Annotated in this window: 14 protein-coding genes; 8 read left to right on the forward strand and 6 right to left on the reverse strand. The window is 67.4% G+C overall.

The window, feature by feature from the left end:
- Window positions 1–3: 3 nt before the first annotated feature.
- From NX774_RS04450 to NX774_RS04460, 3 genes are all read right to left on the reverse strand, one after another.
- Window positions 4–1,125 carry a M14 family metallopeptidase gene (locus NX774_RS04450; protein ID WP_258820946.1) on the reverse strand — a complete coding sequence of 374 codons (1,122 nt, stop codon included), beginning with the start codon at window positions 1,123–1,125 and terminating at the stop codon, window positions 4–6.
- 82 nt (window positions 1,126–1,207) lie between these two features.
- A complete protein-coding gene (locus tag NX774_RS04455; protein WP_258820947.1) occupies window positions 1,208–1,606 on the reverse strand; it encodes a hypothetical protein in 399 nt (132 codons plus the stop codon).
- 140 nt (window positions 1,607–1,746) lie between these two features.
- Window positions 1,747–2,046, reverse strand: a complete 300-nt coding sequence (locus NX774_RS04460) for a KGG domain-containing protein (RefSeq protein ID WP_258820948.1) — start codon at window positions 2,044–2,046, stop codon at window positions 1,747–1,749.
- 328 nt (window positions 2,047–2,374) lie between these two features.
- On the opposite strand from NX774_RS04460, the gene NX774_RS04465 reads away from it, so the two are divergent.
- Window positions 2,375–3,409, forward strand: coding sequence for a hypothetical protein (locus NX774_RS04465; protein WP_258820949.1), 1,035 nt, complete (start codon window positions 2,375–2,377; stop codon window positions 3,407–3,409).
- 129 nt (window positions 3,410–3,538) lie between these two features.
- Here NX774_RS04465 and NX774_RS04470 read toward each other — a convergent pair whose 3' ends face one another.
- The 3 genes from NX774_RS04470 to NX774_RS04480 all read right to left on the reverse strand — a co-directional run bounded on the left by NX774_RS04470 (window position 3,539) and on the right by NX774_RS04480 (window position 7,748).
- Window positions 3,539–4,969, reverse strand: coding sequence for an aldehyde dehydrogenase family protein (locus NX774_RS04470; protein WP_258820950.1), 1,431 nt, complete (start codon window positions 4,967–4,969; stop codon window positions 3,539–3,541).
- A 95-nt stretch (window positions 4,970–5,064) separates the two neighbouring features.
- Window positions 5,065–6,021 (reverse strand): UDP-glucuronic acid decarboxylase family protein, encoded by a 957-nt coding sequence (locus NX774_RS04475; RefSeq protein ID WP_258820951.1) that lies wholly within the window; start codon window positions 6,019–6,021, stop codon window positions 5,065–5,067.
- The gene (locus tag NX774_RS04480) at window positions 6,018–7,748 is read right to left on the reverse strand and encodes a carbamoyltransferase family protein (protein WP_258820952.1); all 1,731 of its coding nucleotides are present in this window, start codon (window positions 7,746–7,748) and stop codon (window positions 6,018–6,020) included. Before NX774_RS04480 ends, NX774_RS04475 begins: the two co-directional genes overlap by 4 nt.
- A gap of 176 nt (window positions 7,749–7,924) precedes the next feature.
- On the opposite strand from NX774_RS04480, the gene NX774_RS04485 reads away from it, so the two are divergent.
- The 7 genes from NX774_RS04485 to waaF all read left to right on the forward strand — a co-directional run bounded on the left by NX774_RS04485 (window position 7,925) and on the right by waaF (window position 15,406).
- Window positions 7,925–9,712 carry an ABCB family ABC transporter ATP-binding protein/permease gene (locus NX774_RS04485; protein ID WP_258820953.1) on the forward strand — a complete coding sequence of 596 codons (1,788 nt, stop codon included), beginning with the start codon at window positions 7,925–7,927 and terminating at the stop codon, window positions 9,710–9,712.
- Window positions 9,713–9,729: 17 nt separating this feature from the next.
- On the forward strand, window positions 9,730–10,737 hold the full coding sequence (locus tag NX774_RS04490; RefSeq protein ID WP_258820954.1) for a glycosyltransferase family 2 protein: 1,008 nt from the start codon (window positions 9,730–9,732) through the stop codon (window positions 10,735–10,737).
- Window positions 10,738–10,749: 12 nt separating this feature from the next.
- Window positions 10,750–11,706, forward strand: a complete 957-nt coding sequence (locus tag NX774_RS04495) for a glycosyltransferase (RefSeq protein ID WP_258820955.1) — start codon at window positions 10,750–10,752, stop codon at window positions 11,704–11,706.
- Between the two features lie 61 nt (window positions 11,707–11,767).
- On the forward strand, window positions 11,768–13,036 hold the full coding sequence (locus tag NX774_RS04500; protein WP_441294959.1) for a glycosyltransferase: 1,269 nt from the start codon (window positions 11,768–11,770) through the stop codon (window positions 13,034–13,036).
- Window positions 13,033–13,785 carry an SDR family oxidoreductase gene (locus NX774_RS04505; protein WP_258820957.1) on the forward strand — a complete coding sequence of 251 codons (753 nt, stop codon included), beginning with the start codon at window positions 13,033–13,035 and terminating at the stop codon, window positions 13,783–13,785. Before NX774_RS04500 ends, NX774_RS04505 begins: the two co-directional genes overlap by 4 nt.
- Entirely contained in the window at window positions 13,776–14,345 is a 570-nt protein-coding gene (locus NX774_RS04510) for a D-glycero-alpha-D-manno-heptose-1,7-bisphosphate 7-phosphatase (RefSeq protein ID WP_258820958.1), read from the forward strand. The genes NX774_RS04505 and NX774_RS04510 overlap by 10 nt, the downstream gene beginning before the upstream one ends.
- Window positions 14,342–15,406: a lipopolysaccharide heptosyltransferase II gene (gene waaF, locus NX774_RS04515; RefSeq protein ID WP_258820959.1), complete on the forward strand. Its 1,065-nt coding sequence runs from the start codon at window positions 14,342–14,344 to the stop codon at window positions 15,404–15,406. The genes NX774_RS04510 and waaF overlap by 4 nt, the downstream gene beginning before the upstream one ends.
- The last annotated feature ends 103 nt before the right edge of the window (window positions 15,407–15,509 follow it).

The raw sequence follows: 15,509 nt of genomic DNA on the forward strand, positions 1-15,509 counted from the left end.
GGGTCAGTCCAGCGATTGCAGGATCGGCTGCAGCATGGCCGCGCCCAGCGCCGCGCTGCGTGCGCCGTTCCAGCCGGTGTGCAGGTCGGGCAGGTTGGCGTTGTCCTTGAACGGCATTTCGAGCGTCAGCGACAGGCACTTGAAGGTGTGGCCGATGTACTTGGAGGCCAGCGTGAGCAGTTCCTCGTTGTACTTGCTGGCGGCGTAGCCGATCTTGTTCTGGAAGTCGGGGCTGGCGGCCATGTAGCGCTCGATGAAGGCGTTCTGGCGATCCAGGCGCTCCGGCGTGAAGTCGGCCAGCATTTCGTTGCCAGCCACAAAGTTGTACGGCAGCGCCTCGTCGCCGTGGATGTCGAAGAACATGTCCACGCCGGTTTCGTGGATCTTGTTCTTCACGCACAGCACCTCGGGGCTGCGCTCCGGCGTCGGGGTCATCCACTCGCGGTTCAGGTTGGCGCCGGCCGCATTGGTGCGCAGGTTGCCGCGCGCTGCCCCGTCCGGGTTCATGTTGGGGACGATGTAGAACACGGCGCGCTGCAGCAGCTTTTTGGCGATCGGGTTGGCGTTGTCGAGCAGCGCGTCCATCATGCCCTCGACGAACCATTCGGCCATGGTTTCGCCCGGGTGCTGGCGTGCGATCACCCAGATTTTCTTTTCGGCGGCCGGGTTGCCGACCACCACCAGGTTCATGTCGCGGCCATCGACCGTGGTGCCGATGTCGAGCACGCGCGCAACCGGGTTCTCGGCCACTTCGCCCAACAGGCGCAGGTGACGCTCCCAGCTGTAGGGCTCGAAATAGGCGAAGTAGATGCTGTCCAGTTCAGGCGTGACGCGCACCGTCATCACCTGGCCGTCGAAGGTGGTCGGCACGCGGAACCAGTTCTCGGTGTCGTAGCTGGCGCAGACCTGGTAGTCCTCGAAGCCCTTCGGATAGGTGGCCTGCCCGGCGTTCAGGAAACGGATCGTGCACGCCTGGCCGCGCGCGCCCTGCAGGCGGAAATGGAACCACTGGTGGATGTCGGCGTGCGAATCGCTGCGCAGGTTGAGGTCGATCTGGTCGGCTCGCTCCGCGTTTACCACGTCGATGGCACCGGAGTCGAAAAGCTGGCTGATCTTGATGGGCATGGGCTGATCCTTAATTAATGATTCACAACACGCCCCATGATACCGGATTTGCCCCGGCCGCCCCAGCCTCTCGCGCCCGTGTTTACTCGGCGTCCAGGTCGATCAGGTCGTGCCGGTATGCCTCGAGAATCTGGCGCAGCAGCTCGACGTTGGAGCGGTCCAGCATCACGGTCAGGTCCTGCTTCATGTTCTCCGCCTGGAAGTTCATGCGCAGCGCGCCCGGGAATTCCTTGCACTGCACGCTGGCCGCGCGCGGCGCGTTCCAGTCTTCCTGCAGGATCGGCGACGGGGCCGGCGGCGGGCGCAGCGTCGGGTCCTGGTTCACCGGCAGGTGCTTGAGCAGCCAGAACACGATCGTGGCGGGAATCACGATGCGCACGTCGCTCGCGCCATGCGCCGAAAACTTTGCGAGCAGCACGTTGCCGACCTTGTCGCACTGCATGGAGATACTCTTGACTTGACGGATGACCGCTTGTTTCACGACGATTCCTCAGGTAGATGGGTTGGAAAACGGCGCAGCGATTCTAACCCATCCGTTTGGCAAACGGAAAGAAAACGGGGAGCTCGCTGCTCCCCGTCCTTGCTTGCACAGTTGCCGCCGGCGCAGGCCGGCAGTAACGCTTACTGCTTGTTGCCGCCGCGCGAACTTTGGCGATTGCCGCCGCTGCTGCTGCGCGCTGCGCCGCCCGAGCTCGCATTGGCCGACTGGCGGTTGCCGTGGCTCATGCTGCCGGCACGGCGTGCCTCTTCCGAGGTGAACTCGTGCGCAGTGCCTTTCGCGTGTGCTGCCTTGCCGCCCTGGCTTGCGATCTCGCGCTGGCGTGCCGGGTCCATCGATGCAAAGCCGCGGTTGCGGGTGCCACTGCTCTGGCTGTTGCCTTGGCTGCCGCTTTGCTTGTTGCCTTGGTTGCTAGATGCCATGAGTACTCTCCTCTTCTCATAAAAACCGCCGCGTCCTGCGGCAGGCCTTGGTCCCCACCGCACAGCTCGCGCCGATGAGTGAGGGTCGAAATCATCTTAGGCATGCAGGCTGGATGAGACTATAGGACGTTTTCAGATGACTTTGTAGGAATTCACGAGACAGAAAATGCTGTGTCGAAAGCACTCGTCAATTTCACAGGGCCGAAACCGTCCTACACATTGCCCTTCCGTCTTCCTATACTGCTCTTTGACCAAGGCGCGCATCATTGTGTTTTCAGGCAGCGTCAGCGGCGCTTCCTGCTTTTGTCTTCTTTCGAAAGGAACGGACATGGACGCGAACCAACGCAGCGAAGTGAACAACCAGACCAACAACGGTGCCAACGAGAAGTGGACCCCGGGGTCGCAGGGCAAGACCCAGGCCGAGGGGCCGCTGGACCACACCTATCCGCAGGGCGCGGTGCAGCAGCGCGGCAACCAGCAGGAGGGTCATGCGGGCACGCAGCAAAGCGGCGCCGGTCCCGGCATCACCGGCCCGGCCCAGGACCTGGGTCCGGACCTGCACGGCGGCTCGATGCAGACGCAGCAGACCGGCGGCACCGGGCCGCAGCAAGGCATCACCGACAGCCACCAGCGCGCGATGGAACAGCGCTCCGGCGCGTACGGCAAACTGGAAGAGCCTGTCGGAGATCGTCCGAAGGACGCGGGCGTTTCCCTGCAAGGCGATCGCCAGAGCGGCAACACCCAGGCCAGCGAACGCATGAATCCGCAGAACGCGGCGCAGCCGGAACTACAAGGAGGCTCGCTGGGTGTTCATCACGGCAACCAGCAATCGACCCAGGGCGGCGGGCAGTATGGCCCGCAGACGGCGATCCCGCGCAACCAGGGCGGTTCGATGGGACAGCAGTCGGCAACCGCGCAAGGGACGCAAGGCGGAGGACAGCTCGGGCCGCAACATGACCCGGCAGGTGTGCAGCGCACCGGCTCGATGAGCCAGCAATCGGGCAGCTTGCAGGGCCAGGGCACGGGCATGGCGCAGCCGCGCGGGGCGCAGCAGGGGCACGCCAGCACCGACCGCGTCGGCTCGCAGACGGGGAACTATCAGCGCGAGATCGGCACGCACGAGTCCAACGACGTGACCGGCGGCCTGCCGCGCAGCCCCGGCAACAGCGGGCCGTATCCGGACAAGCGCAGCACGCACCTGACCGGGCCGGACAACCTGGCGGACCTGCATCGGGACGACATCGGCATCCACGAGTCCAACAATTCCTCGGGCGGCTTGCCGCGCAGCCCGGGCGGCGCCAACAAGCTGTCGGCGGACGAGAAGATGGACGACGATACCGGCTTCTCGAACCCGCGCCGGTGAGGCACACGCGCTTTGCGTAGGGTGGGCGGGTCTCCCGCCCACGCGTTCAATGGTCGCTTGCGCCGCCTGAACGCGTGGGGTGAAGATGGCCAATGGCCAGCCGAACGAACTACCCACCCTACCAGTGGTTCAAGCCGACGTGTAGCTGGTCTTGACCGTGGTGAAGAACTCCGCCGCATAGCTGCCCTGCTCGCGTGCGCCGTAGCTCGATCCCTTGGTGCCGCCGAACGGCACGTGGTAATCGACGCCTGCTGTCGGCAGGTTGACCATCACCATGCCCGCCTTGGCGTTGCGCTTGAAGTGCGTGGCATGCTTCAGCGAGGTGGTGCAGATGCCGGCCGTCAGCCCGAACTCGGTGTCGTTGGCCAGCGCCAGCGCGTGCTCGTAGCCCTTGGCGGGAAGCACCGAGGCGACCGGGCCGAAGATTTCCTCGCGCACGTGGCGCATGCCGGGCTCGCAGTCGGCAAACAGTGCGGGCCGCAGGAAATACCCCTCCGTTTCCAGCGCCAGGCGATCGCCGCCGCTCACCAAACGTGCGCCTTCCTGTTTGGCGATCGCGATGTACGACAGGTCCTGCTCGAGCTGGCTGCTGTCCACGACCGGGCCAATGTCCACGCCGGCATGCAGCGCATTGCCGATCTTGAGCTGGGCCATGCGCGAGGCCATCGTATCGATGAACTTTGCGTAGATTTGCTCGTCCACAATCAGGCGCGACGAGGCAGTGCAGCGCTGGCCGGTGGAATAGAACGAGCCCTGGATCGCAGCGTTCATGGCCACGTCGAGATCGGCATCGGCCAGCACCACGAGCGGGTTCTTGCCGCCCATTTCCAGCTGCACCTTGGCGCGGCGGCGTGCACAGGCCATCAGCACGCGTTCGCCGGTGGCGGTGGAGCCGGTAAAGCTGATCGCATTGACCCGCGCATCGTTCAGCATGGCTTCGCCAACCACGCGGCCCGGCCCCATGACCAGGTTGAACACGCCCGGCGGCAGGCCGGCACGGCTGATGATGTCGGCCAGCGCCCATGCGCAGCCCGGCACCAGGTCGGCGGGCTTGAACACGACCGCGTTGCCATATGCAAGCGCGGGGGCGATCTTCCACGCCGGGATCGCAATCGGGAAGTTCCACGGCGCGATGATGCCGACCACGCCGACCGGCTCGCGGGTGATGTCCACCTCCACGCCAGGCCGCACCGAAGCGAGCTTGTCGCCGCGCATGCGCAGCGCCTCCTGCGCAAAGAACTTGAAAATCGTGCCCGCGCGGGCCGCCTCGCCGATTGCTTCCGGCAGCGTCTTGCCTTCCTCGCGCGCCAGCAGCGTGCCCAGCTCGGTCTTGCGGGCCAGGATCTCGTTGCCGATCGCGTCCAGCACATCGGCGCGCTGCTGCACGCCGGATAAGCCCCAGCCCGGTGCTGCAGCATGTGCGGCCTCGATGGCGAGTGCGGCCTCGGCGGTGCCGGCACTGGCGTAATCGTCAACGATGTCGCTGCGGTCGGACGGGCTGCGCGTGGTGGTGGTGGCGGCGCCGTCCACCCAGCGGCCGCCGATATACAGTTGTTTCATATTGTGTCCCCTCATCCCGGATTTGGCTCATTACAGGCGCGAGTGTATCAAAGCCGAGCCCGCCTGCACCTGTGTGTTCGCAGGGGATGACATGTTCATTGCCCCGTGCGCAGGCTGGCGAAGTAGTCGATGGTGCGCGCCAGGCCATCTTCCAGGCTTGTGCGCGGCACCCAACCGAGCGTGCCGCTGGCAAGCGCAATGTCCGGCCGGCGCCGGGCCGGATCGTCCGCCGCGGGGTGCGTGTGCACGATGCCCGCCGGCGAGCCGGTCAGGCCAATGACGATGCGCGCGAGCGCGAGCATGCTGATCTCGTCCGGGTTGCCAAGGTTGACCGGGCCGCAAAATCCGTCGGGCGAAGCCATCAGCGCCAGCAAGGCCTCGACCATGTCGTCCACGTAGCAGAACGAGCGCGTCTGGCGCCCGTCGCCGTAGATGGTGACCGGGCCGCCGGCCAGCGCCTGCACGATGAAATTCGACACGACCCGGCCATCGTCGGCATCCATCTGCGGCCCGTAGGTGTTGAAGATGCGCGCGATCTTCACGGCCACGCCGTACTGATGCCGGTAGGCGTAGCACAGGGTCTCTGCACAGCGCTTGCCTTCGTCGTAGCAGGCGCGCGGGCCGATGGCGTTGACCCGCCCGTGGTAGGACTCCGGCTGGGGATGCACCTCCGGGTCGCCATACACCTCGCTGGTCGATGCCTGCAGGATGCGCGCGCCCTGCTGCCGCGCCAGTTCCAGCAGGTTGAGCGCGCCGACCACGCTGGTGCGGGTGGTGTGCACGGGATCGGACTGGTAGTGGCGCGGCGACGCCGGGCAGGCCAGGTTGTAGATCTCGTCCACCTCGGCCAGCACCGGCGCGGTCACGTCCTGGCGGACGAGATGAAAGCGCGGATTGTCCAGCAGCGGGGCCAGGTTGCGTGCACGTCCGGTGACAAAGCTGTCCAGGCACAGCACCTGGCAGCCGTCATCCAGCAGCGCGCGGCACAGGTGCGAGCCCAGAAACCCGGCGCCGCCGGCAACCAGCACCCGCCTGCGCTGGGCGCGGCTCATGCGCCAGCCCCGCCCTTGCCCTTGTCGACGATGAACGGCCCGATCGCCAGCGCGTCCAGCGGGCTGGTGAAGAAGGCCGCGAGCGCGTCGCGCGGCGTGCACACGATCGGCTCGCCGCGCGTGTTGAACGAGGTGTTGACCAGCACCGGCACGCCTGTCTGGCGGGCAAACGCCTGCAGCAGCGCGTGCAGCGCCGGGTTGGTGGCCGCGTCGACCGTCTGCACCCGCGCGCTGCCGTCCACATGGCACACCGCCGGTATCCGTGCCGCCTTGTCGGCGCGCACCTGGTCCACGAACAGCATGAACGGCGACGGTGTACCGGTCTCGAACCATTGGTCGGCCGCATCGGCCAGCACGGCCGGCGCAACCGGGCGAAAGTCCTCGCGGTCCTTGATCTGGTTGAGCTTGTCCTGCATTGCTGGGTCGAATGGCGAAGCCAGGATCGAGCGGGCGCCAAGAGCACGCGGGCCGAATTCCATCCTGCCCTGGAACCAGCCGAGCACCTTGCCCCCGGCCAGCAGCGCGGCCGCCGCCTGGGCGATGTCGTCGGGACGCTCGAACGCCAGTCCCGCGGCGCGCAGCTGGGCTTCGATCTCGCGCTCATCGAATGCCGGCCCAAGGAAAGCGTGGTCCATGCGCCAGCGGCGCGCCGGCCAGCCGCGCTCGCTGGCATCGACCCACAGCGCCGCGCCCAGCGCCGTGCCCGCGTCCCCCGCCGCGGGCTGGACCCAGACCTGGGCAAACGGCCCGCGCGCGCGCAAGCGGCCGTTCAGCACGCAGTTCAATGCCACGCCACCGGCCATTGCCAGCTTGGCCGACCCGGACTCGACATGCAGCCAGTCGGCCAGCGCGAACACGGTTTCCTCGAGCACCGCCTGCAGCGAGCACGCGATGTCCATGTGGCGCTGGCCAAGCGATTCGCCTGGTTCGCGCGGCGGTCCGAACAGCTGGCGCCAGTCGGGTTCCGTCACGTCATAGCTGCCGCCGCCACGATAGCGCACGCATTCTCGCAACTGGTTGGCGAACACCGGCCGGCCGAACGGGGCCAGCGCCATTACCTTGTACTCGTCACTCGAATGCAGGAAGCCCAGCTGCGCGGTCACCGACTCGTACAGCAGCCCCAGCGAATGCGGAAAATCGACCTGCCCGATGCGCGCGTAGCGGCCGTGCTCGAACACGCCATAGCTGGTGCAAGCGCGTTCGCCCCGGCCGTCCATGACCAGCACGGCGCACTCGTCGAACGGCGCGGCGAGGAAGGCGCTGGCCTCGTGCGCGCGATGGTGCTCCACGTAGTGCCAGCGGTACGGCCCGTCATGTCCGATTCCCTGGAACAGGTGGCGCAGGTGGTGCGGCGCCCCGCCCGCCAGTTGGCGCGGCGCGTTGACCACGTAGGCCAGGCCAAGCGCTTCCCATGGCGGCTCCCCGCCCCCGGCGGCCGACGGTTCGAGCGGCAACGCAATGCCTGCCGACCTGTCGCGCTCGCCAAGCTGCAGCCACGGATCGTAGGCATACGCCACATGGTCCACATCGCGCATCGCCAGCCCGGCCTCGCGCAGGCAGCACGCGATCGCGTTCCAGGGCAGTTGCCACACCGTGAACGGCACCGGGCGCTTGCCGTGCTTGACGCGGGTGAAGCGCTCTTCCTCGGCGGCGGCGCGCACGACGCCATCCTCGACCAGGCAGGCCGAGCAGTCGTGGAACGCAGCGTTGATGCCAAGCGTGATCATGCCCGCAGCTCCCTGTAACGCGACAGGCATCACCATAGCGCGCCGTGTCCGCTTTGCAAGCCGCACGAATGGGTTCCCGCAAATAACTGCTCAGTGTTTGACCCGCGACAGACATCCAGAACGGAGCTAAGCCGGACGGAACTGTCCAAGTGGCAGATATTCAGGAGACACAGTGCATGGCTTCGACGGCAGACCCACCACGCGCCCCCCGCCACTTCGGCGCCGAGCTGCTGCAAGTGCTCGCGGCGTTCCGGTGGCGCGTCAGCTTCTCGGTCATCCTGCTGCTCGCGGCCAAGGTGACCACCGTCGCGGTGCCGCTGGTGCTCAAGCGCATCATCGACGCGTTCTCGCAGGTCAATTTCCCAGCCACCCTGCCGGTGTACCTGCTGGCCGGCTATGCCCTGCTGCGCTTTGCCTCCACCCTGTTCAACGAATGGCGCGACCTGCTGTTTGCGCGCGTGACGCTGAGCACGGTCTCCGCCTACGCGCAAAAGACTTTTGCGCACCTGCATGCGCTGGGACCGCGCTTTCACGCACGGCGCCAGATCGGCGCGCTGCTGCCGGACATCGACCGCGGCACCAACGGCATCGCCTTCCTGCTCGGCGTGGGCCTGTTCACGATCGTGCCGACCCTGGTCGAGATCGGCCTGGTGCTGGCCATCATGCTGCAGCGCTACAGCGCCCAGTTCTCCCTCATCATCGTGACCACCTTCCTGGTGTATGCCGGCTTCACGGTCATCTTCACGGCGCGCCGCGTGGTGTACCAGCGCCGGGTGAACAAGCTCGATGCGCGCTCCAAGGGCCAGCTCGCGGACAGCCTGATCAACTACGACACGGTCAAGTATTTCACCAACGAGGCGCTCGAGCGCCAGCGCTTTGCCGGCATCATGGCGCGCTGGCTCGAAGCCGGCGCGGGCAACCAGCGCGCGCTGTTCACGCTGCATGTGGGGCAAAGCGCGATCATCGCGCTGGGCGTTGCCGCGATCATGCTGCTGGCCGGGCAGGAGGTGCTGCGGCACGGCATGAGCGTGGGCGACCTCGTGCTCATCAATTCGTACGCGCTGCAGGTGTGCCTGCCGCTCAATGCGCTCGGCTTCGTGTACCGCGAGTCGCGCGACGCCTGGGTCAATGCCGAGCGGCTGCTCGCGCTGCTGGCCGAGCGCCCCGACATCGAGGACACGCCCGACCAGCCGGCACTGTCCCCCGGCCCCGGCGCCGTCGTGTTCGACCACGTCAGCTTCCACTACGACCCCGAGCGGCCGGTGCTGGCGGATGTGAGCTTCCATATCCCGCCCGGCGAAACGCTGGCCGTGGTCGGGCGCAGCGGCTCCGGCAAATCGACGCTGGCGCGCCTGCTGCTGCGGTTCTACGACCCGGTGTCCGGCCGCATCCTGATCGACGGGCAGGACATCGCCAAGGTACGGCCGAGCAGCGTGCGCCAGGCGATTGGCGTGGTGCCGCAGGAAACGGCGCTGTTCAACGACACGCTCGGCGCCAACATCGCCTACGGCCGCATCGACAGCAGCCGCGAGCAGGTGGTCGAGGCGAGCAAGTCGGCGCAACTGCACGATCTCATAAGTTCCCTGCCCGACCAATACGACACCCCGGTGGGCGAGCGCGGCGTCAACATTTCCGGCGGGGAAAAGCAGCGCATCTCGATTGCCCGCGCCTTCCTGAAGAACCCGCGCATCCTGATTTTCGACGAAGCGACGTCGGCACTTGATTCAGATTCAGAACACGCAATCGTGCAGGAACTCGACCGTTTGTCGCGAAATCGAACCACTCTCATCATCGCGCATCGCCTGTCCACGATCGTCAACGCCAACGCCATCATCGTGATGGACCGCGGGCGCATCGTCGAGCGTGGCAGCCATGCGGAGCTGCTGCGGCGCAAGGGGGCGTATGCCCGGCTGTGGCTGCTGCAGCAGCGGATGGACCAGGACATGCGGCGCGCCACATCGTAGAGCAAGCGGAGAGAACAATGCCAACAACGACAACGTCCACCGACACCGAGGCCACGGCGGTGTCGGTCGTGGTGCCGACCTGCGGCAGGCTCGACCTGCTCGACCGGTGCCTGGACGCGCTCACGCGCCAGACCCTGCCGGGGCCGAGCTACGAGATCATCATCGTTGACGACGAGCCCAACCACAACACGCTGCACCTGGTGGCGGGCTGGCGCGCGCGCACGCTCGACCGCGGGCCGCGGCTGGTGTACGTGTCCAACGCCGGCCCGCACGGCCCGGCGGCGGCGCGCAACCGCGGCTGGCGCATCGCCCAGGCCCCGGTCATCGCCTTCACCGACGACGACACGGTGCCCTCGCCCACCTGGCTGGCCAGCGGCCTGGCGGCCTTCGGCGACGGGGTGGACGCGCTGTGCGGCCGCATCGAAATGCCGCTGCCGGCGCGGCCCACCGACTACCAGCGCGACGCCAGCCTGCTCCAGACCGCCGAATTCGTCACCGCCAACTGCTTCTGCCGCAAGCGGGTGCTGGAACAGCTCGACGGCTTCGACGAGCGTTTCACCAGCCCCTGGCGCGAGGACAGCGACCTGCACTTCCGCCTGCTCGAAATGCAGGCCACCATCGCCCACGCGCCCGAGGCGCTGGTGGTGCACCCGGTGCGGCCGGCGCCGTGGGGCGTGAGCGTGCTCCAGATCCGCAAGGTCGCGTTCGACGCACTCCTGTACAAAAAACATCCGCAGCTGTACCGGCAAAAAATCCGCGGTGGCCCGCGCTGGGACTACTACGTGATCGTGGCCGCGCTGCTTGCGTTGCTGGCCGGGCTGGCCGCCGGCAGCAAGCTCTTATCCACGCTCGCGGGCGCAGTCTGGCTCACGCTCACCGTGCGCCTGTGCGTGCGCCGCCTCACCGGTACCGCCAAAACCCCTTCCCACGTTGCCGAGATGGTCTTCACCTCGGCCCTGATACCCCCGCTCGCCGTGTTCTGGCGTGTTGCGGGGGCGATCCGCTACCGCGTCCGCTTCGCCTGAGGGGCACCGATCATGCGCCGACTCCGCATCCTGACCTGGCACACGCACGGCAGTTACCTGTACTACCTGTCGCAGGCGCCGCACGACTTTTACGTCCTGTCCAAACCCGGCCGGCCAGCCGGCTACGGCGGCCGCTGCGGCAGCATTGCCTGGGGCGACAACCTGCACGACCTGCCGGCGGACCAGGCGCGCCACCACGCGTTCGACTGCATCGTGTTCCAGGACGACCCGCAGTGGGAAAAGGACCAGTACGAGCTGCTCACCCCCGCACAACGCGCGCTGCCCCGCATCTACCTCGAACACGACCCGCCGCGCGGGCATCCAACCGACACGCGCCACCCGGTGGATGACCCCAACGTGTTGCTGGTGCACGTTACGCCCTTCAACGCGCTGATGTGGGACAGTGGGCGCACGCCCACCCGCGTGATCGAGCACGGCGTGGTGATCCCGCCGCAGGTGCGCTACCAGGGCGAGCTGGAACGCGGCCTGGTCATCACCAACCACCTGGCGCGGCGCGGCCGGCGCCTGGGCGCCGACCTGTTCGTGCAGGCGCGCGCGCAGGTGCCGCTCGACCTGGTAGGCATGGGCGCCGACGAATTGGGCGGGTTGGGCGAGATCGCGCACGCGAACCTGCCCGCCTTTGCCGCGCGCTACCGCTTCCTGTTCAGCCCCATCCGCTACACCAGCATGGGCCTGGCGGTGATCGAGGCCATGATGGCGGGCGTGCCGGTGGTGGCGCTGGGGACCACCGAAATGGCAACCGTCATCGAAAACGGCGTCTCGGGCTATGCCGACACCGACCCCGCCGCGCTGGTGGGCCACATGCGCGACCTGCTGGAAAGCCCACAGCTTGCGCGCCAGCTTGGCGAAGGCGCACGCAAGCGCGCACTGGAACGCTTCCACATCCAGCGCTTTTGCGACGACTGGGACGCGGCGCTGCGTTACGTGACCGGCGCCGGCGCCGGCTAGCCACGGAGGCCGCATGAAACTCACCGAAGCGCATGCCGTCGGTGGCGTACGCGGCGCGGAGCTGCGCCGCATCGCCCTGGTCAGCGACCACGCCTCGCCGCTGGCCTCGCCCGGCAGCATCGACTGCGGGGGCCAGAACGTGTATGTGGCCCACCTCGCGCGCGAACTGGCGCTGGCAGGCTACCTGGTGGACATCTTCACCCGGCGCGATGCGATCGCGCAAAAGCAGCTGGTGCAGCTGCGCGAGAACGTGCGCGTGGTGCACGTGCCCGCCGGGCCGGCGCATTACGTGCCCAAGGAGCAGATGCTGCCCTACATCCAGACGTTTTCGCGCTTCGTCACCCGCTTCGCGCGCCGCCAGGGCGCACTCTACGACATTGTCCACGCCAACTTCTTCATGTCCGGCATGGTCGCGCACCACCTCAAGCAGGTGCTGGGCATCCCGTTCGTCATCACCTTCCACGCGCTGGGCCAGGTGCGCCGCCTCGCACAAGGGGCGGCCGACGCGTTCCCGCCGGCGCGCGTGCGCATCGAGAGCATGCTGATGCGCCACGCCGACCGCATCATCGCCGAATGCGCGCAAGACCGGCTGGACATGGAGCTCCTGTACGGCGCGTCGCCATCGCGCATCACGGTCGCCCCTTGCGGCTTCGACCCCGAAGAGCTGTGGCCGGTGCCGCTGCAGGACGCGCGCGAGCGCCTTGGCCTGCCGCAAGACAAATTCATCGTCCTGCAGCTCGGCCGCATGGTGCCGCGCAAGGGCGTGGACACCGTGATCCAGGGCGTGGCCATGCTGCGCGCGCGCTACGGGGTGGATGCCGAACTGCTCGTCGTGGGCGGCGACATCGATCGCCCGCACGGCAGCGACAGCCTGGAAATGGCGCGCCTGCGCGCCCTTGCCGCCCAACTCGGCATTGGCGACTACGTGCGCTTCACCGGCCAGAAGCCGCGCGGCGAGCTGCGTTACTACTACGGCGCCGCCAATGCGTTCGTCACCACCCCCTGGTACGAGCCGTTCGGCATCACCCCGGTCGAGGCGATGGCGTGCGCGCGGCCGGTCATCGGGTCCGAAGTGGGCGGCATCAAGAGCACGGTGGTCGATGGCGTGACCGGCTTCCTGATTCCCTCGCGCGACCCGCAAGCGGTGGCCGACCGGCTGGCGGCCCTGCAGCAACACCCCGAACTGGCGTGCGACATGGGCGAAGCCGGCCTGCGCCGCGCCTACCAGCACTACACCTGGCGCATCGTCGCCCAGCAGGCGGCGGCGGTCTATGCGGCCGTCGTGCAGGAACACCGCGCCAGCCAACCCCAACCACAGGAGCGCGCATGACATCGATGCAAATGCAACAGCAGCAGCCTTCCCTGCAGGGCCAGACCGTCCTCATCACCGGTGCCGGCAGCGGCCTGGGCCTGGCGCTGGCCACCTTGCTCGCCGAAGCGGGCGCCGACATCGTCGCCACCGACATCGCCGCGCACAAGCTGGAAGAAACCTGCGCGCGGGTCAGGCAACGCGGTACGCGGGTCCACCCGATCGCATTCGACGTGTCCGAGCCCGTTGCGGTGCGGCGCGCGATTGACGAAACGCTCGATACCATGGGGCGGCTCGATGTGCTCGTCAACAACGCCGGTACCGACATCTCCGTGCCCATCGACGAGCTGGGCGAGCAGGACTGGCTGCGCGTGATCGGCACCAACCTCAACGGCCCCTTCCTGCTGTCCAAGCATGCCGCAGCCCACATGCGCGGTGCCGGTGGCGGCCACATCGTCAACGTCGCCTCCACCGCCGCCAAGCGCGCCTGGCCAAACGCGGCGGCCTACCACGCCAGCAAATGGGGCTTGCTTGGCCTGTCGCACGCGCTGCATGCCGAGCTGCGCCCCCACAACATCCGCGTCACGGCCGTCATCGCCGGCGGCATGCGGACGCCCTTTTTGCTCGACCGCTTCCCCGACCTCGACCCCGCCGTGTTGCAGGACCCGGCCAACGTCGCCGCCGCGATCCGCTCGGTGCTGTTGCTGCCGCCGTCGACTGTGGTGGCGGAGCTGACCGTGTTGCCAATGCAGGAAACCTCATGGCCATAAAAGCGATCTTCCTCGACAAGGACGGCACCCTGGTCGAGAACGTCCCCTACAACGTCGAGCCGCGCCAGATCATGCTGGCCCACGGCGCCGGTCCGGCGCTGCGGCTGCTGTCGCGGCTCGATTACCGGTTTTATGTCGTCAGCAACCAGGACGGGATCGCCCACGGCCATTTCGAAGAGGTGGCCATGGAGCGCGTGCGCGACCGCCTCACCGACCTGCTGTTTCGCGAAAACCTGTCGCTCGACGGCTTTTACTTCTGCCCGCACCATCCCGATGGCAAGGTGCCGGGGTACGCCGTCTTGTGCAGCTGCCGCAAGCCGATGCCCGGCATGCTGCTCAAGGCCGCGAAGGAGCACGATATCGACCTGGCGTCATCGTGGATGGTCGGCGACATCCTGCACGACATCGAGGCCGGCAACCGCGCCGGCTGCCGCACGCTGCTCATCGACAACGGCAACGAAACCGAGTGGCGGCTCGGCCCCGGCCGCATCCCCACCCGCATGGCGCCCGACCTGTACACCGCCGCCGTGCTGATTGCCAGCCACAGCGGACCCCGATGAGCGCAGACTGGGACAACGCGCGCCGCATCTTGTGCGTCCGCCTGGACTCGCTGGGCGACGTACTCATGTGCACGCCGGCGATACGCGCCTTGCGCGAGCGGCGGCGCAGCCGCGCCATTACCCTGTTGACCTCCCCCACCGCGGCGCCGGCGGCGCCGTTCGTCCCGGAACTGGAAGGCGTGATCACTTACGAAGCGCCGTGGATGAAAACCAGCCAGGCGCACGATCCGCAAGCGGACCTGGACTTCGCAGCCGCGCTCGCAGAGCAGCGCTTCGACGCGGCGGTCATCTTCAACTCGTACAGCCAGAGCCCGCTGCCCGCGGCCCTGCTGTGCTACCTCGCGCGCATCCCCTTGCGGCTGGCCTACTGCCACGAAAACCCCTACCAGCTGCTGACCCACTGGCTGCCGGACCCCGAACCGGACAAGGTGATCCGCCACGAAGTGCGGCGCCAGCTCGATCTGGTGGCCCACGTGCGCTGCAAGCCCAGCTCCACGCGCATGTCGTTCACGGTACGCGAACCGGACCTGGACACCGTGCGCGCGCACCTGGACCGGCTCGGCGTTGGCCCCGAACAGCGCTGGATCCTGCTGCATCCCGGCGCCAGCGCCGCGTCCCGCCGATACCCACCCGAGCAATGGGCACAAGCAATCCGTGAACTCGACGAGCGCATCAAGCTGCCGATGGTGCTCACCGGCGGCCCCCACGAGCAGCCGCTGGTGGACGAGATCCGTGAACAGTGCGGCGTGGCGGTGCACTCGCTGGCCGGGCTGCTCAGCCTCGGTGAACTGGGCGCCGCGCTCAAGCTTGCCACCGTGGTTGTCTGCAACAACACCGGCCCTGCCCACATTGCCGCAGCCGTCGGCACCCCGCTGGTGGACCTGTACGCAATGACCAACCCCCAGCACACGCCCTGGCAGGTGCGCAACCGCCTGCTCTACCACGACGTGCCGTGCCGCTTCTGCATGAAGAGTGTCTGCCCGCAGGGCCACAACGAGTGCCTGTCGAAAATCGCCCCGGCGCAGGTTGTCGAAGCGGTCTGTAGCCTGCTTGAGCCCTAGCCCCGACCGACCAGCGGACGCAACGCGATCGCTCCTTAGCCACGCCAAGCGCACCCTTATGACAAAAACCCAAGAAACGCTCCGTCTCTGGTATAATTGCTGC

It is taken from the genome of Massilia agilis (assembly GCF_024756255.1).
Classification (GTDB): Bacteria; Pseudomonadota; Gammaproteobacteria; order Burkholderiales; family Burkholderiaceae_D; genus Telluria; species Telluria agilis.

Excerpts from the sequence above, each read along its gene's own strand:
- NX774_RS04475 (WP_258820951.1), bottom strand. The coding sequence starts at position 6,021 with ATGAGCCGCGCCCAGCGCAGGCGGGTGCTGGTTGCCGGCGGCGCCGGG.
- NX774_RS04450 (WP_258820946.1), bottom strand. The coding sequence starts at position 1,125 with ATGCCCATCAAGATCAGCCAGCTTTTCGACTCCGGTGCCATCGACGTG.
- NX774_RS04490 (WP_258820954.1), top strand. The coding sequence starts at position 9,730 with ATGCCAACAACGACAACGTCCACCGACACCGAGGCCACGGCGGTGTCG.
- NX774_RS04470 (WP_258820950.1), bottom strand. The coding sequence starts at position 4,969 with ATGAAACAACTGTATATCGGCGGCCGCTGGGTGGACGGCGCCGCCACC.
- NX774_RS04485 (WP_258820953.1), top strand. The coding sequence starts at position 7,925 with ATGGCTTCGACGGCAGACCCACCACGCGCCCCCCGCCACTTCGGCGCC.
- NX774_RS04465 (WP_258820949.1), top strand. The coding sequence starts at position 2,375 with ATGGACGCGAACCAACGCAGCGAAGTGAACAACCAGACCAACAACGGT.
- NX774_RS04510 (WP_258820958.1), top strand. The coding sequence starts at position 13,776 with ATGGCCATAAAAGCGATCTTCCTCGACAAGGACGGCACCCTGGTCGAG.
- NX774_RS04480 (WP_258820952.1), bottom strand. The coding sequence starts at position 7,748 with ATGATCACGCTTGGCATCAACGCTGCGTTCCACGACTGCTCGGCCTGC.
- NX774_RS04460 (WP_258820948.1), bottom strand. The coding sequence starts at position 2,046 with ATGGCATCTAGCAACCAAGGCAACAAGCAAAGCGGCAGCCAAGGCAAC.
- NX774_RS04495 (WP_258820955.1), top strand. The coding sequence starts at position 10,750 with ATGCGCCGACTCCGCATCCTGACCTGGCACACGCACGGCAGTTACCTG.
- waaF (WP_258820959.1), top strand. The coding sequence starts at position 14,342 with ATGAGCGCAGACTGGGACAACGCGCGCCGCATCTTGTGCGTCCGCCTG.
- NX774_RS04505 (WP_258820957.1), top strand. The coding sequence starts at position 13,033 with ATGACATCGATGCAAATGCAACAGCAGCAGCCTTCCCTGCAGGGCCAG.